This is a genomic window from Fluviicola taffensis DSM 16823 (assembly GCF_943372375.1).
Taxonomy (GTDB): domain Bacteria; phylum Bacteroidota; class Bacteroidia; order Flavobacteriales_D; family Crocinitomicaceae; genus Fluviicola; species Fluviicola taffensis_A.
Map to the genome: position 1 here is coordinate 77888 of NZ_CALRYJ010000001.1, position 20073 is coordinate 97960.

Consider the following 20073-nt stretch of genomic DNA (forward strand, 5'->3'; position numbering starts at 1 on the left):
TACACCATTTCTAAGTGGTTAATTTTTAATAAATACAACTTCAACACGTCTATTCCTTCCCTTATTTTCCTCCGTAGTTTCCGGAACTAACTTTTTGGTGTTCGAATAACCATTACATGAAATCCGATTTGCATTAATTCCATGCTTCACGAGGTATGATTTAACCTTCTCAGCACGATGCAGGGATAAAATCAAATCTGGTCGGCAACAAACATGTCCATTCAATTTAATATGAAGGGTAGTATCCATTTCCATTATGACCTGAAGCATTTGGACATGTTCCATTGAATTCTTCACAATATTGGTTGTTTGCGGATGGAAATTTATTTCGAGGTTAATCGGAACACCGAATTTAATTTTAGGAACTACACGATATAGGAGTATATCAACTCTTCGATAAGAGGCATCATTGAAATGCGCACCTTTTCTTTGTTCGTTTTGATTGACACTATCAATTATAAAATTTTTGATTTGTGTTGAGTCGATTAATTTCGAAACAGCAAGCAATCTTTTCGATGCAAGGTTTTTATTATATAAAAGATTTCCTATTGTATCAGTGTAAGAAATCAACCGAATTATGCCATGAACATCCTTTATTTCGTTGAGTCTACTAATAAGTTTTGAGGGATTTCTAACAAGTGAACTACCTGAATCAAAAGAAACCGAAATTGAATCTATCAATTTGATTTCTGCTAAGTCTTGAGCAAATGATTTGCCAAATGGGAATGCCCCACAAATCAATGTTAAAAAGAAAAGTTTCATCCCCATATCCGAGCATTTATTTGATTCAATGTATCTTCGGAAATTTCGATTCTGTTGCCCTGAAAACTAATACCACATTCTTTTTCTGATAAATAATTTTCTTCACCAGCCCATAGACTAATGAAAGGATTATAGGTGCATTTTGAAGGTTTTCCATTTTCAATATCATCGACAGTAAAGGCTCTGCAATCCGTGCAAAGCCATCTGAACTCGCATACGGAACAAACCAATAACTTATCTTTTGTAAGCTCCCATTTTTCTCGAAACTCTCTCAAATCAATGACCTCAGAGAATGTAACTGAATCAACATGTTCATATTTCTTTTCTATTGATGGGCAATTACAAATGAATCCATCTTTATCAACACTTATTTTATAGGCTAAACAACTATTATAATTCCGATTACGGATATAAGTCTGGCTATTAGCCGCGAAATAATCTTGTGAGATATTTCCGCAATTCTCATGTGATACTGATTGCTGACTTGTAAAGATTAAGTTGTAATGATTTGTCTTTAGTTCGAATCCTGCAGAGGCATTATAAATAACAATGCTGCTTAAACGAAAAAAATGTTCCTCTAAATTTGAGTCTAAGAAGTGTTTCAAATTCTCATCAAAAGGAACCATTATTTGAATATATTCAATAGTAGTTTCGTTACTATGTTTTTGAATAGAGTTTAGATGCTCCACAAACGATGAATAATCAAGAAACCTCACTTCGAGAAATTGTGTTCCAAGTTCATCTAATCGCATTAAAACTGATTGTAAATTCCAAGAGGAACTTCCGTCTAGTTCTAAAATGGCATTATTTATTTTTGAAGTGGGGTAGTAATTCAAGGGAAGCGGTGTTAAGCATTCTCCAAGCTCAGAATCAATCAATATGCCTAACTCGTTATCCAAAATGAATTTTTCATACTCTTCAATTTCAATTGTAGGCGTTTGCTCCAAATAATCAATCAGGTCATTAGGAACCAAATGAGGTTCTCCATTTAACAAATCAACAAGCAGTGAGCGATTGTAGCCCTTAAGGGGGACCACGTTCGGAAATAGTTTTAATATCTGATTATTCGTCCTCATAGTTTCTTTTTAGAATCAATAATCAATGAAATGGGAGCCGAAGCCACCAATAATTTCTCCAACCGATCCATTTTGAGCTTTTTAATGTCGATTTTTGCTCTTTCTTCTCTCTCCTTATCTTTCTTTTCGAAATCTGCTTTCGGATAGACCTTTGATAAAATCGCATCTACTGTTTCAATTCCCTCCATACTTTTCAATTCATCAAAAATTTTGCAAGCTCGTAATCTACATTTGAGTTTGTTGATAAAGAAACAGCACCATATTGACCATTTGGGTTTACTTCCAAAAAGACATATCTATTATCTTTCGTAACAACTATATCCAAGGACCCGAAATTCAAATCCAGTTTCTTCATTAATTTTTCAACCTGTGTTTCAATTCGTGTCGGTAATGTGTAATTACATGTTCTCATACCCGAATCGTATCCTTGACGGTAATCCAATGAGGCAATCTCACGGCTCTGCGAAAAAATCGCTTGTGAATAGGTTTTTCCATCCAAAAAGATGGTTCTGATCTCAAATTGTTTGTCTAGCTTTTCCTGAAAAATGCTCAAATCAAAGAATTCCGGAAGCAATTCTATCTCCAATTCCCCGACAGGAACAGTATAACCTAATTGATAGCTTTCGATTTCGCCCGATTCATTATAATTTGTGTACTCGTATGGAAAAGCAAGTGATTTTGTAATAATTTCACCCTTACAACTATTCCAAAATTCAATCAGGTATTGTTTCGACTTTGTAACTAGCGTTCTTGGTATTTCGAGATTCAGTAAAGTGCAGATTTCGAGAAATTCAATTTTATTATAATTCCCAAATCCGAATTTTCCCAAACATCTTTTATTGTGAAAACATCTTTGAATCTGCTGATACCTTGTTTTAATATGTTCACTTGAGTATATCTCTAATCCCTTTTGGGAAAATTGACCTGTCCCAAACCGACAAACTTGTATATCAGTTCTTCGATACCAAACGGATTTTATATCATTTGAACTACATACGAATTGATTGTTTTTATAAACCTGATAATCAAACTTATTTTTTTCGATCAAGTATTCCAGCTCAATTGCATCATCTTCCAAAAAGACTTCAAATGGCTCATTGTAATAGTTCAAATAGGAAAGAACTATTCTGGAATTCAAATCAGTTCGTTCAGTGAAAACCAGTATCATCAGAACATCAATAGTTTAGTTGGTATGAGGCAATTTTTAACTAATCCGATCTTCAATCGATTAGCAATTATTTCTTGTTTCTGCTCCTCTGAAAAATCAGTCTTCCCTGGAATTGCCAACATTCCATAAGGTTGTGGTAAATAAACTGTTGAATAATGACGGTCTAACCACAAAGCATAATGACTTGGTGGCATGCGCCCTGCAATCACTTCATTTAAAAATACAGGCTTCATTTCGTCAAAAAATGCTTGGTTATAGGACGAATGAACCAACAGAACAAATACCCTAGAAACATTACCCGGCAGGATCCATTCTCCGGGATAACCTAGTTTGTAAATGATATTCCGAAACTCAATCAAATTAAGTGAATCCACCAAAACAATTTCACGATTCACTGCATTGGTATCAATAACTGAATCAGTATAAAACTTCATCCTTGGAACTTGATCTCTGTCTTCCATAGCTTGTAAAACAAGCTTTAAAGAATCCGTATTTCCTCTCTTTAATTTTGCAAAATTATCATAGCCTTGTTGAACGAGTTTTTGTTGTTTTTTTGAATAACCTTCGTTCATAGTTTCCAGATTTATCTGAGGTATCTGATCCAAACAAACCATATCAAATCCATAAGTTGACCAAGCCTTTCTCAAACATTTGGCACTTTTCGTTTCCTTACCCATTTTCTTATAGCAATGAGCCATCAGGATGTATTCCTCGCAATAAAGTTTGCTATATCTCTTATTCACTTTAGATAAATGACCGAGGCATTTAGTATAATTCGAATCATCAATCGCATAACGGTATGCTGGATCGCAATCAACTTTGTAGTCAATGTGATTGATTTGTGCAGAAATGCTAAAGCACATTAAGAAGCTGAACAGGAACAAGGTTTTTTTCATTTTTTGGAATTTTAAATTATGCTAAATCCTCTGCTATGAAACAAAGCAGAGGATTCATTTAAAGAAACTGAATTAGCTGGTGATATAATCAGTACCTTCAGTTCCCGGAGGTTTGCCCGCTGGATTATAAGTTTGAGCAGCAGTATCTCCGTCTTGTCCTCCACGTCCATCATAACGCGTTAAGCGTGCAGGTCCGTAAGTAGTATCACCACCAGATACTCTTACTAAATTTTTCGAGTCAAATTTCTTTGATGTCAATGACTCCATTTTTTTAGTTGCCATAAGCTGAATTCTAATTTAAAAATGCCTACTCTTAATTACTTACCTTTACACTAGCATTTTCGGCAACACTACTAAGTGCAAAGTTTTCGCATTGTCAGGAGCCGGTAAACTGCAGAAATGCAAGGAGGTGTTACCGCACCTCCATTTTTTTATAGTATTCCGTGATTAAAAAATTCAGTGAATGACTATTTCAAGCAGTCAGGAATGTCCTAATTACTGCAAGAGGAATTGATCATATCATTGATTTTCATCTTGGATTCAGTTATTTCGAATAGTTTGTAATCTATTGTTCATCGATCCACCAAGCAGATCTGATAGTCGTTTTCTCTGGGCTTCATAAACATTTTTCATTCAGTCAGATATAGTAATTACAGCAAATTTATAATTATTTCTCAATAGTGTATAATTTGTGGTAATTTTATTACTCAAATAAGTAAACAACTTTGTCACATGCAGCATCGTGGCGAAATTGTAGAACGCGCAATCCGGAAAAGTGGGTATCCCATCAGTCAGATAGCCCGAAAATTGGGGAAGAGCAGAAGATGGATGTATCTGATGTTTGATAATTCCCAGGTAGATATCGAATCAATTATTTCGATAGGGAAAATAATACACCATGATTTCTCCAATGAAATAAGGGAGTTAAGTGCAATAAACACCAGTTCATTCCTGGAGCCGGAAACAAAATACAACAAACAGACAAAAGAATACTGGAAGAACAAGTACCTCCGATTATTGGAGAATTACAACGAATTATTGAAAAAAAACAATCCGAAAAAAGAGTAAAAAAGAGCCCGTAAAAGCACTTATGCCCTGCTCACAAAGCTTTACACTTACGACTCATAAGTGCGCATTTCAATTTTTCTTTCACCATACACACATTTGGATATTTTTTCCCTTAAACGCGCATTTAGTGGTAAACTAATTACTCGTTCGAGTGAAGATTTTTGTCTCTATGCAACATCGTGGAGAAATCGTAGAACGCGCAATCCGTCAAAGCGGATATCCGATCAGCGCAATTGCCAAAAAAATAGGCAAAAGCAGACGTTGGATGTACCTTATGTTTGACAACACTCAGGTGGATATTGAAACGATCCTTTCAATCGGCAATATCATTCATCACGATTTTTCAGATGAGATCAAGGAATTGAGCGCAATCAATCCCCATTCATTTGAAGATCCTGAAAACCAATACAACAACCAGACAAAGGAATACTGGAAGAATAAGTACCTGAAGTTGCTGGAGGATTATAATGAGTTGTTGAAGAAATCGAACGAGAAATAATACTTCGGCGCTTCGACTGCGCTCAGCGACCTTTGTCGTATTTCTTTACAATTTGACTGAATGCTTGCGTTGATGCTAAACATAGGACTAGCGTAGTCGAAATTGGTGACTGAGCGTAGTCGAAGTCCCAATTCTAATGTGTAGAACCCATCGTTTCATTTACCACAACAATGTAGTCCGCACGATTCAGGTGTTCCTTTTCCAATTTACGCACATCCTTTTGTGAAACAGTCGTGATCGTTCCGACACTTGTTCCCGCAGCATATTGCTGAACATACCACCCGATTCCCTGATGGAAATCCGAATGGAAGGCACCGTTCAGGAAGAATACCTGCTCACTTTTCTTCAATTGCTGCACAATCGAATACCCCATCGTCGCATCCTTGATCGCCTGTGCATAGGCAAAATTGATTCCGGAAGCATGCATTTCCCTTCCCATATTGATCAGCTCCACATATTGCGTCAAAGTAGAATCAAAGGGAAAAGGCAAAGGTGCCATCAGTTTCTTTTGCTCTGCCGGAAGGGAATCCAATGCTGTCAATCCCTTTTTAAACACCAGACTCGCGTATTTCCGTGTTACATTTGCCGCAAACGGCGTGTTCCCGTAAGCAATCGCAGAATCCAAAACAGGCTTGTAATCCGTTTTAAAATTGGTCCATAATTCGGTGGAATCTTTCAGCGCTTTGTAGGATTTCGTTGCGATGTAAGCATTCAACGCCTTCACCTGGTGCAATTCGAACATTTCAAAACCGACTCCCAGCTTCGGACCGGAAGTTTTTTTATTAAGTTCCATCAACACATTCAACTCCAACCAATGAGAGATCGGGTTATCATGAAATTCACCAAAAAGGACCACCTGCTTAGTGGAAAGTTTCGCCATCATTTTCTGAAAAGAAACGGGCTTCCCCTTGGAATCAAAAATGCGGAATGCCTCCAGATCCTGTGCATAGGCATGGGAACAGAGAACCAGACAGATTAAAAGAGTTTTCATCCTCCAAAGATAGGAACTTTCAAAATGCCCTTCCTACCTGTTTTAAGTAAGAGCAATTCTAAAACTACCTTTCACAGAGTAGATCAATGAAAACAGTCGGGGCGAAAAATTTTTCACCCCGACTGTTGATTAGAACACATCCGAACGGTTTTTCAACCGCATTGCGAAATTCTATCTATTTTTAAGTAACAAAAACACAACACCTACCTCGAAAAGGTTACTTATTTTTGTACTATGTTGAAGAAACTGTGTAATGCTCTCCCAATAACGCTGCAAAGTCTGCTGCTACGGATTGCTCTCATCTTATTGTTAATGACCATTACACGAGTCATTTTCTATTTATTCAACATGGATTCCTTTGCACACGTACAATTTACCGATTGGCTGGCGGGAATCTGGTTTGATCTTTCAACCATTGGTTTGCTCTTTATGCCCTTCATCATTTTCAGTCTATTACCTAAAAATTGGCAAACCAATTGGATTATCCGCATCCTGCAGGCAATCACCTTCTTTGTTCCGACATTATTGATCGTGGCGCTGAACTTAATGGATACCGCTTATTACAATTTTACACTAAAACGCTCCACTGCAGATTTATTTGTCATCGTCTCAGCGGGAAATGATATCGGTCAACTCCTCACCAGTTTCATTACAGATTACTGGCTTCTCATCCTTATTTTCATCTTGGGTGTTTACGTACTTGCAAGATTCTACCGAAAGACCAATTTCCGGAACTGGAAAAACAAGAAGAACAGCAAATTGCGTGTAGAGTTAATTATCTTGATTCTTTCCATTCCAATTTGTATTTTTTTGGGTCGCGGCGGTATCGGACTCAGACCCATTTCAGCCATTGAAGCTTCGTTGTACACCCGTCCTGAAAATTCCGCATTGGTATTGAATTCCGCATTTACAATTCTGAAATCCATCGGGAAAAGTGATCTGGAGGAAAAGAAATATTACACGGAAAAGGAACTGGACCACTTATTCAACCCGATAAGAACCAGTAATCCGCAACACATCCTACCCGATGGAACCAATGTCATGGTCATTATGCTGGAAAGCTTCGGGAATGAATGGGTGGGACAATTCAACAAGAGCAAGTCATACACTCCTTTCCTGGATTCCTTGCTCAACAAGAGCTGGTATTTCGAATACGGGATTTCCAATGGAAAAAAATCCATAGAAGCCGTTCCGACTATCTCCGCATCCATGCCAACCTTGATGGATAACCCGTACATTTCATCGGCATACAGCAACAATCAGCTGCAAAGTTTACCAAGCATCCTGAAAGAAAAGGGCTACAGCACAGGTTTCTATCATGGCGCAACAAACGGATCCATGCGCTTCAACAGTTTTGCTTCCCAATTGGGTTATGAAAAATACATTGGTCGCTTCGAATACAACAACGACAAGCATTTTGACAAGACCTGGGGAATCCTCGACGAGTATTTCAATCCGTGGACAGCAAAACAATTGACCAAAATGAAGGGGCCATTCATGGCGAACCTCTTCACGCTTTCTTCCCACCATCCCTATTTCGTGCCGGAAGTGTGGCGTTCCAAAATGAAGAACGGACCTCATCCAATTTGTAAGAGCATCTATTACGGAGACATGAGTTTGCGTAAATTCTTCCAGCAAGCGAAAAAGGAACCTTGGTTTAATAAAACCCTGTTTGTCATTGTTGCGGACCATACTCCTTCCAGCAATAGCGAGGTTTACAACCAACGGACAGAAATGTACCGCATTCCGATCGCATTCTATGACCCGAGTGGAAAACTACCTCGTAAGAGAGAGAAAGCAATTTTCCAACAGATCGATATCATGCCGACCGTTTTAGACTTGTTGAATATCAAGACTGATTATTACAGCATCGGAAACAGTTATTTCTCCAAAGATCCGCGGGAAGCCGTCACTTACCTGGAAGGTTCCTATTACTATTTCCAAAACGATAAGCTGTTGGTCTTTTCGAATGACAAGATTGTCAACCTGTTTGACTTCACTATAAAAACCAAAAACCCAACCAACCTATTGCCCGAAAAAAAGGCAGAAGCAGAAAAAATGGCAACCCGTTTGAAAGCCATTATTCAGAGATATAATCATGATTTAATTCATAATCAGACGATTGTTCGATGAAAAAGAGAATTCGGTTCATAATCAATCCCATTTCAGGTGGGGTCAAGAAGGCCAAGGTTCCACAGATGATTGAGGAGCACTTGAATCATGACCTCTTTGAGTATGACATCGCAATTACACAATATAAGCAACACGCCAAATCCATTGCAGAAGAATCAGCCCGTGAAGGGATCGATATCGTTTGTGCGGTTGGAGGAGATGGTTCCGTTCACGAAGTGGGAACCGCATTGATCGGAACAAGATGCCATCTGGCCATTATTCCAACCGGTTCCGGAAACGGACTGGCAAGACATTTGAAAATTCCCTTGAAAACGCCCCAGGCAATTCAGAACATCAATGAACTGAACAGTATCCGGATGGACACAGGATTGGCAAACGACAAACCTTTTCTGGGTGTTGGAGGTTATGGATTTGATGCATTCATTGCCAAACGGTTTGATGAATACCATATCCGTGGTTTTTGGGGATACACCCAATTGGTTTACGAAGAATACTTTTCCTATAAACCGCCGAAAATGAAGATCATTTTGCCCGATCAGCAAATCAAAGGGAATTTCCTGCTTTGCTCGGTTGCCAATTCATCGGAATTTGGAAATGGATTTTGTATTTCACCCAAATCGAATGTCATTGACGGGCAGATGGAATTGGTTCTTTTAAGCAAATTCTCCTGGTGGAGAACGATGGGTGTGATCGGTCGTTTCTTCTTCAAAAAAATTGAAGGTTCAAGATATATTCGTATCATTCCCTTTCAAAAGGCGCGCATTATCCTGGATATTCCATTGGCCCACTATGATGGGGAACCATTTGAGGTCAGAAAGGAAATCAACCTGGAAATCGTTCCGAGCAGTCTTTCCGTACTCTGTGGAAAAGGATACCTGGAATTCATAAATTTGAAACTTAAAACTGATTAATATGTTTATTGAAACCGATTTGGAAACTGTCCTTTCCCACCTGAACAAGTTGAAAGCTGATACAAAGCCGGCTTGGGGGAAAATGTCTGCTCAACGGATGGTTGAACATTTGACAGATACGATTCGAATCGCGACGGCAGAAAATCCACAGGAATTAATCATTCCGGAAGACAAAGTGGAACGCATGGTCGCTTTTTTGTATACGGATAAACCGATGGCACAAGATATGCAGGTTCCATTTGCAAAAGAAGGCACCCCATTGCGCAATGAAGAACTGGAATTGGCTATTGACGAGTTTGTGGATGTGTACCTGGAATTTCAGGAACTGTTCGCACAGAATCCGGAATTGAAAACGGTTCACGCCTATTACGGACCATTGGACTATGAACAGTGGGATCTATTGAATAAAAAGCACTTGACGCATCATTTTACCCAATTTGGGATCATCTAAAACTAAAATGCCCTGACTTCATCGTCAGGGCATTTTCTTTTACTTCATCTTTTCTGCTGGAACCTCTTTCTTTTTATCAACCGATTTGACTATTCGTTTGGTCGGTTTTTTAGTCTCAATTTTTTTCGTCGGCTCCTGTTTTTTTCCATCCTGAGCATAAGATGCTACTGAAGTCCCTATTACTGCGACAATAATCAATGCTAAATTTTTCATATCCTCTATTATTTAATGCTGATTTGCAATTTATATGCCAATATACCAAATTCAGAATGAAGAGAAAAATCTCCCTCTTAATTCTTCATTCAGCATGCTACATTCTTCGTATATTTGAATTCGAAAAAACAGACACATGGTTCAAGCCTTTAAACATCATTGGACAGGAATAGAACAAGTAACAAAAGCACTACTGAAAGGAAAGTTCCTGTGGTTTTTTGTTCCGGGATTGATCGTCGGATTGATTTATTTCTACTTTCAATGGCAGGCTCATCGTGTTCAGGAAGGCATCACCAATGTAGCGGATGCTGTTCCCGTTGTCGGATCGGCAATTTCATGGCTGGCAGATGGCGTTTTCGGGATTTTTGATCTGATCACTTCCGAATTCTATAAGTTTGTCATTCTGGTGATTCTTTCACCTGTAAACTGCATTCTTTCGGAAAAATTCGACAGTTACCTCACAGGAAAAGAGTACAAATTTGATTTGGTACGCCTATTCAATGATTTCCTGAGAATGATCCTCATTGTCATCAGCGCCTTATTCATGGAATACATCTTCCTGGCAATTTGGTGGGTTTTCTCTTGGATTTTACCTGATTTTATTGGTGAAGCCCTATTCTTTCTGATCGCTTCCTTCTTCGTTGGGTTCTCTTTCTACGATTACAGTATGGAACGCTACGGACTGAATTTCTTCAGAAGCTGGGGAATGGGATTTTCCAGAATGAGTTACATGCTCATCACCGGCGGGATCTTTACATTGATGATAAAAATTCCGGCAGTGGGAATCATCGCTGCTCCGGTTTTAATAACAATGTTATCCACCGCAACCTATATCCTACTCAACAAAAAAGCCGAACCCGAACCGGTAAAAGCAGTTCAAGATCAAGATCTATTAGATACATAAAAGAATAAAACATGAATGACTTATTCTCATCCTTCCAAGCTAGTTCCAAAGAGGAATGGATTGCTATCCTGAAAAAGGAACTCAAGGGTGAATCGATTGATACATTAAACAAGGTCAATAAAGTAGAGGAAATCACATTTCCAAGTTATTTCCACCGGGAAGATCAGAAAGTGCATTTCTCAGATCCGGGATCAGCTCCTTATACACGTGGAATTCAGGCAAAAAACAACGACTGGACCATTGCAACTGCTTTCCGGATTTCAGAACCAAAAGAAACCAATACCGAAATCATTGCTGCATTGATGGCCGGAACCGATCACTTGATTCTAGAAGCAACAAACGCAGATCCCATTGATTTCCATCTTCTTTTGAATGAAGTAGGTCTTTCTTTTATCCATACCACTTTCAGAGCGAAAAGTATCGAACAGGTGAATCAGTTCCTGGTATTTGTAAAAGAAGCTCCTGCACTCATTGAATATGCCGACAACGACGAATTATTAAAGACCAATCTGAAAGCCTATCTGGATAAAAATCCAAATCTCAAACTATATCATGTCGATGCTTCCCTGGTTCAACAAGCTGGCGGAACAACTTGGCAAGAACTGAGCATCGCACTGGCAGAGGGGCATGAAATCCTGGTAAAACAAATGGATCGGGGAATTGACTGTGATACGGCAGCAGCAGCCATTCATTTCACTTTCGGAATCGGAAGCAAATACTTTTTTGAATTAGCCAAGATCAGGGCATTCAGAACCTGCTGGTCACAAATCGTTTCAGCATATTCACCAAAACACACCTGTTCATTAGCTGCTACAATTACAGCCCGCAGCGGATTTTTGAATATCAGTCTGAAAGACCCCTATACCAATTTGTTGCGTCAAACTACGGAAGCAATGTCTGCCGTATTAGGAGGAATTCAACATTTGAATATTCAACCCTATGATTGGTATTCCGCAAATTCGAATACACCCTTCACCAGACGAATGGCGACAAACATTTCACTTTTGCTAAAGGAAGAATCCTATTTGCAAATTGTATTGGATCCTGCGGGTGGTTCGTATGCCCTGGATTCCTTAACGGAAACAATTGCAGAACGCGCCTGGAGCTCTTTTCAATGGATCGAAAGGAATGGGACCATTTCCAATCCGGAAGTCCGCAAGGCACTTACTGCTGAAATTGAAGAAAAGGCAGCAATGCGCATTTCCGAAATAGCAGACAAAACGGAAAAACGCATCGGAATTAATATATTCCCGAATCCGGAACAAATTGCAGCGAACTGGATTGAACTTCCGTCCTGCTGGAACAACATGAAGCCATTAATTTTAGAACAGACCTTATGAGTATCCGCAAATCATTTGAAGAGGTATCCTTAAATGCCGAATCCTTATCCGGAGCAGCTGAAAAAGGTGTTTTTTCCACTTCCGAGAAAATAGAACTGGCCAGTTATTACAACAAAACCGATCTGAATGATATCAGTCATTTAGGTTTTGTAAGCGGAAAAGCGCCTTTCTTACGCGGTCCTTACGGCTCCATGCATGCAATTCGTCCCTGGACAGTTCGCCAATACGCCGGATTTTCTACTGCAGAAGAATCGAATGCTTTTTATAGAAGAAACTTAGCAGCAGGACAAAAAGGACTTTCCGTGGCTTTTGACCTGGCTACTCACCGCGGATACGATTCGGATCACGAACGCGTTGTGGGCGATGTTGGAAAAGCCGGAGTGGCAATCGATTCGATTTTGGATATGAAAATCCTCTTCGATCAGATTCCATTGAATGAAATGTCCGTTTCTATGACGATGAATGGCGCCGTAATTCCAATTATGGCATTTTATATCGTTGCTGCGGAAGAACAAGGGGTAAAACAGGAAGAACTTTCCGGAACCATTCAAAATGACATCCTGAAAGAATTCATGGTTCGGAATACCTATATCTATCCACCTGCTCCATCCATGCGGATCATTGCGGATATTTTTGCCTACACAGCAGAAAAAATGCCTCGCTTCAACTCCATTTCCATTTCAGGCTACCACATGCAGGAAGCCGGTGCAACTGCGAGTATTGAATTGGCTTATACCCTGGCAGATGGATTGGAATATTTAAGAGCAGGAATCAACGCAGGAATGGATGTCGATAGTTTCGCTCCACGTTTGAGTTTCTTTTGGGCGATCGGGATGAATCATTTCATGGAGATTGCAAAAATGCGCGCCGGAAGACTTCTTTGGTCCAAACTCGTAGCACAATTCAATCCGAAAAACGAGAAATCATTGGCTCTTAGAACGCATTGTCAGACTTCAGGCTGGAGCTTGACAGAGCAAGATCCGTTCAACAATATTGCACGAACATGTATCGAAGCCATGGCGGCAGGATTTGGGGGAACACAATCTCTGCATACCAACGCATTGGATGAAGCCATCGCATTGCCAACCGACTTCTCCGCAAGAATTGCGCGTAATACACAGATTTACCTGCAACAGGAAACAGGAATGACCGACATCATTGATCCATGGGGAGGAAGTTATTATGTGGAGAAACTGACAGAGCAGTTAGTGGATGAAGCCTGGAAGTTGATCCGGGAAGTGGAAGAATTGGGGGGAATGGCGAAAGCAATTGAAACAGGAATTCCAAAAATGCGCATTGAGGAGGCTGCTGCTCGCAAACAAGCACGTATCGATGCCGGAAAAGATATTATCGTAGGCGTTAATCGCTACCAATTGGAAAAAGAGGATGCGATGGATATCCTGGAAGTAGACAACACGAAAGTGCGTCTCTCGCAACTGGAACGATTGAAGGTATTGCGTGAAAACAGAAACCCGGAACGCGTAAAAGCTGCACTGGAAAAACTGGCAGAAGCTGCACGTACCGGAAAAGGGAATCTATTGGAAATTGCGGTTGAATGCGCCCGCGAACGTGCATCCTTGGGTGAGATTTCACAAGCAATGGAAACCACTTTTGGAAGGCATCAGGCAACTATTCGCTCAATTAGCGGAGTTTATTCGGCTGAAAGTATGAATGATAAAGATTTTGAAAAGGCAAAAGAATTGGTTGAATCCTTCGCGAAACTGGAAGGAAGAAGACCTCGGATCATGATTGCCAAAATGGGGCAGGATGGTCACGATCGCGGAGCAAAAGTCATTGCAACATCCTTTGCCGATATCGGTTTTGATGTGGACATAGGACCACTTTTCCAAACACCACGGGAAGCTGCAAAACAGGCAATCGAAAATGATGTGCATGTATTGGGAGTTTCTTCTTTGGCAGCCGGACATAAAACCCTGGTTCCGCAAGTGATCGAAGAATTGAAGACATTGGGCAGACCGGACATCATGGTTGTTGCAGGAGGAGTCATTCCTGCTCAGGATTATGATTTCCTTTACGATGCCGGAGTTTTCGGGGTTTTCGGACCTGGTACAAAGATCTCGAAAGCTGCACAGAAAATCCTGGAATTGCTGATTCGAAGTGCGGAATAAGAACTGTTAATTTTAAATCTTTTTTAAAGGATGTTGATGTCAATCGGGTAATTAAGTCAATTTAAAAAGACTCAACGAAACTTTTATTCAAAGTTTTCGTACATTCGGCATAGTTCTTGGTTTAATCCTTCAACGAAATTAAATATTATGAAAAAGCTTGTTCTAATTGGTGCACTACTTACTGCCAAATTGCTGGTTGCACAAGCACCAGAATATAATGATTTACGTATCCTTTACGCTGATGGCGACTACGAAAAGTTGGTTCGCGCATCTGAAAAATACGTCATGAGTGACAAAACGAAAAGTGATGCATTGCCACACATGTGGATGGGACGAGGTTTATACAAAGTTTCTTTAAGTGGTTCTGATGACGAAAAGTACAAGAATGCTTACAAAGAGGCAATCGGAGAAGTAGGTAAAAGTTTGAAGTACGATAAAGCCGGCGATGTTCAATCGGAATATGCCGAGTTCTACGATGAATTCAGAAACAGCCTGGTGGAGATGATCAAGAATGAAATCGAGGCTCCTGACTATAAAAAAGCTTCAACCTGGATTATCAAGTACTACAAGATCAATTTGACAAGTATCGGAGCAAAATACCTGGATGGGGTTTGTAAATATCGAAACGCAGATAAAGGAGGCGCCAATACCATCTGGAAAGAAGCTGAAACGATGTTAAAAACCGTAACAGACATTTCCGAATGGAATAAAGCTGAAAAAGACTTGTTGATGATGGGTGTGATTCAGACAGCAGAATGTTACTTAAGTGCGAAACAAACGGATAAGGCAAAAGCTGTAATGGGTAAAGTTGCCCAGTGGTACGAAGGAAATGAAGATTTCAAAGCAAAATACGACGAAATTGTAAACTGATAGCTATCAGTTTATTGGAGACTCTGGCTTAATTGTCAGAGTCTTTTTTTTGCTCCCTACATTGGAAAAAAAATAGAATCATTCCAAATTAAGATTCCACACTTGTTCTTTCGCCTCTATTTCTCTATGTTTAAATAACTAACAACGAGCGAAATGGCATTTAACAAGTTAAATCATCACATATTGGGAGAGATCCGTCCGCGATTTGCCTTGAAAATAAACTGTGATCCGGAAACCGCCCTTAAACATTTGGCAATCAAACTGAAAGAAGATCGCACGATTTCCGGTGTACGCTCAAACAACTATGTATTTGTGAAAACACTTTCCGAATCTGCCCATTACTGGTCACCGGAAATGTCCGTTCGAATTGAAAAACACGATTATTTAGATTACATCGGGGTGCATTGCGTTTTAGGTCCAAGGCAATCAGTTTGGGTACTTTTCACACTAATTTATGCCGCATTGACAATTCTGACCATATTTGGTGGAATATTTGGAATTGTTCAGCTGGGTATGAGAGATGGTTCTACTTTTATCTGGAGTTTACCAATTGGTTTGATATTAATCTCTACCATCTTCATCTCCTCCAAAATCGGGCAAAACAAAGGACGTGACGAAATGCTTCACCTGGTTAGTTTTATATACCATGCTTTAGATGAAATTACGGAGGTGGAGCGAATTCCGGGAAACTAACAATCTCAAGCGGATATCTTTCAGCTGGCTAACGAAAAAGCACACTATTAATCAACTATTTTTGATTTATGAAAAAGTACCTTATCCCTTTTAAGAACAAATACATCCTGGCGCTTTGCCTGTTCATGGTGTACAATCTGTTCCTGGATGAAGTGGATATCTTCACCATTATCAATCAAAACAAGAAGATTTCAGAATTGCGTTCAGCCCAATCGGAAATGAATCTGAAGTTGAAAGACACCAAATACATCCTTTCCCAGATCAAAGACCTATCCTATCTGGAAAAACTTGCACGGGAAGATAAGTTGTTCAAGAAAGACGACGAGGATATTTTCGTGATTACATACAAGTAATTGATATTTCGACTCCGCTCAGTATCCTTGTCTATTCTATTGCTCAGGTGACTGAGCGTAGTCGAAGGCACACTCATCAATCCAGCTCTGCGATCTTGGGTTTTTGATTGAAGAATTGCTGCTCCTGATAATTCACCACTTTGACACCCGGAAAGTAATACAAGGCAATCTGAATGTAATTGAATCCGAACCGGGCCATTTTCATAGCACCTTCCTGGCACAAACCAACTCCGTGACCGTAACCTCTTCCCCTCAAAATCACGTCTGTCCCTTCCGGATAGCAATTGAAAAATGTGGATTTCAATTTAAAATTTTCCCGAATATCCCTTAATGGGATTCCCAACCAGGGATATTGATAAAACGCACATCGATCCGGTTGATTGAAGGTATAGATCATCGGTCCCAAAACGGAATCATTCACAGGATAGTGAAAATTGCGTACGAGGTATTCCAACCATTCCGTTTGGGGAATTCTCCGCTCCCAGGTCGCTTGCTTGGTGTAAATGCAAAAAGTGTCCTTAAACGTGCTTAAATAGGGAATCTTGTTATTCCAGACATAATCGGGCTCGGAAGTCTGACCACCGCAGTTTGCATGAAAATAAGCGTCTACCAAATGATTATGTTGATCTACCATCACCATTCCTTCTGTTTTCAGAACCGCAGAATCAATCATCGGGTTCAGACGCAATTGATTGTGATACGCCTGACAATGCGTGCGGTCACACAGATCAAACCCTTCCTTCTGGTGTCTGGTCTTGTATTTCAGAGCATAGGTCCTGCTCATCAAAGCTTGAACCTTGTAATATTCGATCTCTTTTCCACCACCACCTTCAGATTCGACAACACCGCTCAGGTAATTATTGATATCAACCAAATTAACGATTGTCAAGGCTCCATTTTGAACCGTGATTTCCACATCATCCTTATACTTGCGTTCTTTGATAACGGGAGTCTTTGTTGAATAGACCAGGGATTGATTGAGTTTTGTGGCCACCAGGAGTACTTTTGAAACTACTGCTACTTCATTCACACCGATCTTAAGAGAAATCTGATTGTTGCCTGTAATGGAGATATCCACAAACTCACTAGGTAGAATCGTTGCGAAAAGAGTAGTATCTCCAAACACATTATAACTTCCGTCGGAATAGGCAAAGACAATCCGTTCAACGGAATAATCGCGCAAAACACCAATCCGCATTTGTTGAGAAAACACGAAAAATGGAAAAATGAACCCTATGAGCACGAGTAAGCGCAACATCCTACAAAATTAGTTTCGTTCCAAACTGAAATCGGCTCGAACTCAAATAGTTTTCAACACCGATTGTGCAACTTTTTTGGATGCACCTCCTTTTCCCAGCATGGCTTTTAATTTGGAATAGTCTTCCAGAACCTGTTTGCGTTTGTTTCCGCCTTCAATAACTAAGGATAACTCCTTTGCTAAACGTTCCGTTGTACAATCATTTTGGATCAATTCGGTAACCGCTTCCTTGTCCAGAATCAGGTTCACCAACGAAATGTATTTGACATTGACCAATCTTTTTGCAATCTGATAGGAAATCGCATTCCCGATGTAACACACCACCTGAGGTATTTCGAACAAACCGGTTTCCAACGTTGCTGTTCCGGAAGTGACCACTGCAGCTTCCGATTGCTGAAGTAAAGGATATGTCTGTCCGTAAACCACATCCACTTTCTTGTCTCCTATCAGTTCCTTGTAAATGGCAATATCCATATTCGGCGCACCTGCAATCACAAAGTGATATTGTGGGAACAGATCCACCAAAGGAAGCATGACCGGCAACTTTGTTCGTAATTCCTGTTTTCTGGATCCCGGAAGCATCGCGATGATCGGTTTGCCGTCAGACGCTGAAATCTTCAGTTCCTGTTTCGGAAGTTCCTGATATTGTTCTATCTCATCCAGCAAAGGATGTCCGACATACTCGACATCGTAGGCGTATTTTTTATAAAAATCGGCTTCAAAAGGCAGAATGCAGAATAATTTGTATACATCTCTTTTGATCTTATGCACCCGGTTTTCCTTCCATGCCCAAACGGTTGGAGAAATATAGAAATACACCTTGATGTTGTTTTTCTTTGCCCATTCCGCAATGCGCATATTGAATCCCGGATAATCTATGAGCAACAAGGCGTCCGGTTGAAATTTCAGAATATCCTCCTTACAAAAACGGATGTTCTTCAGGATCGTAGGCAAATTCATCAAGACTTCCACAAACCCCATGAACGCCAAATCACGAATGTGTTTAGCCATCGTTCCACCAACGGCTTGCATCTTGTCTCCACCCCAAAATCGGATATCAAGGTCGGGTTGGTCGGCATACAGCTCTTTCATTACATTTGCTCCATGCAAATCTCCTGATGCCTCACCTGAAATGATATAGATTTTCTTTCCCATTAACGGAGTAAATTGACGTATAAGATGAAAGGTAAAAACAATGCCGATCCAATGATAATTCCACGAGCAAGGTCATATCGTTCCTTATTCAGGAAGAGGTAGAACCAAACCAAATTGGGAATGATCGAAAGGGAAATGAACTTACTCATGATTGCCAGATCAGTGAAAAACTTACTCCAAAGCAAGGAAAAGTAAAAATTTTGTGCCCATGCAATAAGCATCATGGTAAGAGGCACCATTACTATTGGAGACACCAATCCGATGATCATTCCCGCAGTAACCCGCGAATTCCAAGTGAATTTCCGTTTCATTTAAATATCTTTTTTAGGCTCGAAATAGTTTCGTGAGCCGTTAAATCAAATTGTGTCGGGACAATCGTAGCAAATCCCTGATCCAGGAAATGTAAGTCCGTATCAGTCGCATCTTCTCTGGAATCAAATGTTCCCGTAAGCCAGTAATAAGGTCTTCCCATTGCATCAATCCGCTTATCAAAACGGTCTTCCCAAAAAGCATATGCTTGTCGGCAAACTTCAATTCCTTTTAATGCTTCAGCCGGCCCTTTCGGTACATTGACGTTCAAACAAACTCCTTTCGGCAATCCATTGCTCAAAACTTGGGGAATGATTTGCTTTGCTACTGCCATCGGGGCAGAAAAATCAGCATCTTCATCGAAATCACCATAAGAGAATCCGATACTTGGGATATGCTCCATCGCTCCTTCCACCGCCGCAGACATGGTTCCGGAATACAAGACATTCGTAGACGAATTCAATCCATGATTGATTCCCGACAAAATCAGGTCCGGTTTACGATGCAATACTTCATAGACACCCAATTTCACGCAATCAACAGGTGTTCCGCTACAAGAATAGGATTCAATCCCTTCAAAAATTTCAGAACGTGTCAATCTCAGAGGATGTGAAATGGTGATTGCATGTCCCATTCCGGATTGCGGTTTATCAGGAGCTATAACTACTACATCTCCAAACTCCTGAGCAACAGCAATTAAGGAAGCTATTCCTTTTGCATGCAGGCTGTCATCATTGGTTACGAAAATGAGTGGGCGATTCGAATTTTTCATTGGAAACAAAGATACATTTTTAGTTTCTCACTGGTTGAAGATGAAATGTGAAAGTTTCGAAAAGTAACAATTCGGGGCTTCGACTCCGCTCAGCCACCTTTGTTACTGAGATTAAAGTTCCC

At 40.1% G+C, this 20073-nt stretch carries 23 protein-coding genes; 11 read left to right on the forward strand and 12 right to left on the reverse strand.

The features are described from left to right. Window positions 1-18: 18 nt before the first annotated feature. The 6 genes from AAG807_RS00310 to AAG807_RS00335 all read right to left on the reverse strand — a co-directional run bounded on the left by AAG807_RS00310 (window position 19) and on the right by AAG807_RS00335 (window position 4169). Window positions 19-768, reverse strand: coding sequence for an OmpA family protein (locus tag AAG807_RS00310; protein WP_341899732.1), 750 nt, complete (start codon window positions 766-768; stop codon window positions 19-21). Beyond that, on the reverse strand, window positions 759-1838 hold the full coding sequence (gene gwsS, locus AAG807_RS00315; protein ID WP_341899734.1) for a grasp-with-spasm system SPASM domain peptide maturase: 1080 nt from the start codon (window positions 1836-1838) through the stop codon (window positions 759-761). The genes AAG807_RS00310 and gwsS overlap by 10 nt, the downstream gene beginning before the upstream one ends. Next, window positions 1835-2026 (reverse strand): hypothetical protein, encoded by a 192-nt coding sequence (locus AAG807_RS00320; RefSeq protein ID WP_341899736.1) that lies wholly within the window; start codon window positions 2024-2026, stop codon window positions 1835-1837. The genes gwsS and AAG807_RS00320 overlap by 4 nt, the downstream gene beginning before the upstream one ends. 5 nt (window positions 2027-2031) lie before the next feature. Continuing rightward, a complete protein-coding gene (locus AAG807_RS00325) occupies window positions 2032-3006 on the reverse strand; it encodes a hypothetical protein (protein ID WP_341899738.1) in 975 nt (324 codons plus the stop codon). Further along, window positions 3006-3902: a hypothetical protein gene (locus AAG807_RS00330; protein WP_341899740.1), complete on the reverse strand. Its 897-nt coding sequence runs from the start codon at window positions 3900-3902 to the stop codon at window positions 3006-3008. Before AAG807_RS00330 ends, AAG807_RS00325 begins: the two co-directional genes overlap by 1 nt. A gap of 72 nt (window positions 3903-3974) precedes the next feature. Next, a complete protein-coding gene (locus tag AAG807_RS00335) occupies window positions 3975-4169 on the reverse strand; it encodes a hypothetical protein (RefSeq protein ID WP_341899742.1) in 195 nt (64 codons plus the stop codon). Window positions 4170-4634: 465 nt separating this feature from the next. On the opposite strand from AAG807_RS00335, the gene AAG807_RS00340 reads away from it, so the two are divergent. Both AAG807_RS00340 and AAG807_RS00345 read left to right on the forward strand, forming a co-directional pair. Continuing rightward, window positions 4635-4970, forward strand: coding sequence for a hypothetical protein (locus AAG807_RS00340; RefSeq protein ID WP_341899744.1), 336 nt, complete (start codon window positions 4635-4637; stop codon window positions 4968-4970). A gap of 169 nt (window positions 4971-5139) precedes the next feature. After that, window positions 5140-5469 carry a hypothetical protein gene (locus AAG807_RS00345; protein ID WP_341899746.1) on the forward strand — a complete coding sequence of 110 codons (330 nt, stop codon included), beginning with the start codon at window positions 5140-5142 and terminating at the stop codon, window positions 5467-5469. Window positions 5470-5602: 133 nt separating this feature from the next. Here the strand turns inward: AAG807_RS00345 and AAG807_RS00350 are convergent, their stop codons facing one another. Then, a complete protein-coding gene (locus AAG807_RS00350; RefSeq protein WP_341899747.1) occupies window positions 5603-6460 on the reverse strand; it encodes a ChaN family lipoprotein in 858 nt (285 codons plus the stop codon). 234 nt (window positions 6461-6694) lie between these two features. Between AAG807_RS00350 and AAG807_RS00355 the strand changes: the two genes are divergently transcribed. Genes AAG807_RS00355 through AAG807_RS00365 form a run of 3 tightly spaced genes read left to right on the forward strand, consistent with a single transcriptional unit; the run spans window position 6695 to window position 9955 of the window. Then, entirely contained in the window at window positions 6695-8593 is a 1899-nt protein-coding gene (locus AAG807_RS00355) for a sulfatase-like hydrolase/transferase (protein WP_341899750.1), read from the forward strand. After that, a complete protein-coding gene (locus tag AAG807_RS00360) occupies window positions 8590-9504 on the forward strand; it encodes a diacylglycerol kinase family protein (protein ID WP_341899751.1) in 915 nt (304 codons plus the stop codon). The genes AAG807_RS00355 and AAG807_RS00360 overlap by 4 nt, the downstream gene beginning before the upstream one ends. A gap of 1 nt (window position 9505) precedes the next feature. Beyond that, complete coding sequence (locus tag AAG807_RS00365) at window positions 9506-9955, forward strand: DUF1569 domain-containing protein (RefSeq protein WP_341899752.1); 450 nt, start codon at window positions 9506-9508, stop codon at window positions 9953-9955. Window positions 9956-9994: 39 nt separating this feature from the next. Here the strand turns inward: AAG807_RS00365 and AAG807_RS00370 are convergent, their stop codons facing one another. Next, window positions 9995-10168, reverse strand: coding sequence for a hypothetical protein (locus AAG807_RS00370; protein ID WP_341899754.1), 174 nt, complete (start codon window positions 10166-10168; stop codon window positions 9995-9997). Between the two features lie 136 nt (window positions 10169-10304). On the opposite strand from AAG807_RS00370, the gene AAG807_RS00375 reads away from it, so the two are divergent. The 6 genes from AAG807_RS00375 (at window position 10305) to AAG807_RS00400 (ending at window position 16457) form a co-directional block, all read left to right on the forward strand. Next, complete coding sequence (locus tag AAG807_RS00375) at window positions 10305-11072, forward strand: hypothetical protein (protein WP_341899756.1); 768 nt, start codon at window positions 10305-10307, stop codon at window positions 11070-11072. Between the two features lie 11 nt (window positions 11073-11083). Beyond that, window positions 11084-12412 carry a methylmalonyl-CoA mutase family protein gene (locus tag AAG807_RS00380; RefSeq protein WP_341899758.1) on the forward strand — a complete coding sequence of 443 codons (1329 nt, stop codon included), beginning with the start codon at window positions 11084-11086 and terminating at the stop codon, window positions 12410-12412. Further along, entirely contained in the window at window positions 12409-14541 is a 2133-nt protein-coding gene (scpA, locus tag AAG807_RS00385) for a methylmalonyl-CoA mutase (RefSeq protein WP_341899759.1), read from the forward strand. Before AAG807_RS00380 ends, scpA begins: the two co-directional genes overlap by 4 nt. A gap of 147 nt (window positions 14542-14688) precedes the next feature. Next, window positions 14689-15411 (forward strand): hypothetical protein, encoded by a 723-nt coding sequence (locus AAG807_RS00390; RefSeq protein WP_341899760.1) that lies wholly within the window; start codon window positions 14689-14691, stop codon window positions 15409-15411. A gap of 153 nt (window positions 15412-15564) precedes the next feature. Next, entirely contained in the window at window positions 15565-16104 is a 540-nt protein-coding gene (locus tag AAG807_RS00395; protein ID WP_341899761.1) for a hypothetical protein, read from the forward strand. A gap of 68 nt (window positions 16105-16172) precedes the next feature. Next, entirely contained in the window at window positions 16173-16457 is a 285-nt protein-coding gene (locus AAG807_RS00400) for a hypothetical protein (RefSeq protein ID WP_341899763.1), read from the forward strand. A 76-nt stretch (window positions 16458-16533) separates the two neighbouring features. On the opposite strand, the gene AAG807_RS00405 is transcribed toward AAG807_RS00400, so the two are convergent. Genes AAG807_RS00405 through surE form a run of 4 tightly spaced genes read right to left on the reverse strand, consistent with a single transcriptional unit; the run spans window position 16534 to window position 19951 of the window. Continuing rightward, window positions 16534-17715: a SpoIID/LytB domain-containing protein gene (locus AAG807_RS00405; protein ID WP_341899765.1), complete on the reverse strand. Its 1182-nt coding sequence runs from the start codon at window positions 17713-17715 to the stop codon at window positions 16534-16536. Window positions 17716-17757: 42 nt separating this feature from the next. After that, window positions 17758-18870 (reverse strand): lipid-A-disaccharide synthase, encoded by a 1113-nt coding sequence (gene lpxB, locus AAG807_RS00410; RefSeq protein WP_341899767.1) that lies wholly within the window; start codon window positions 18868-18870, stop codon window positions 17758-17760. After that, the gene (locus AAG807_RS00415; protein WP_341899768.1) at window positions 18870-19181 is read right to left on the reverse strand and encodes a hypothetical protein; all 312 of its coding nucleotides are present in this window, start codon (window positions 19179-19181) and stop codon (window positions 18870-18872) included. The genes lpxB and AAG807_RS00415 overlap by 1 nt, the downstream gene beginning before the upstream one ends. Beyond that, a complete protein-coding gene (gene surE / locus AAG807_RS00420; protein WP_341899770.1) occupies window positions 19178-19951 on the reverse strand; it encodes a 5'/3'-nucleotidase SurE in 774 nt (257 codons plus the stop codon). The genes AAG807_RS00415 and surE overlap by 4 nt, the downstream gene beginning before the upstream one ends. Window positions 19952-20073 lie beyond the last annotated feature (122 nt).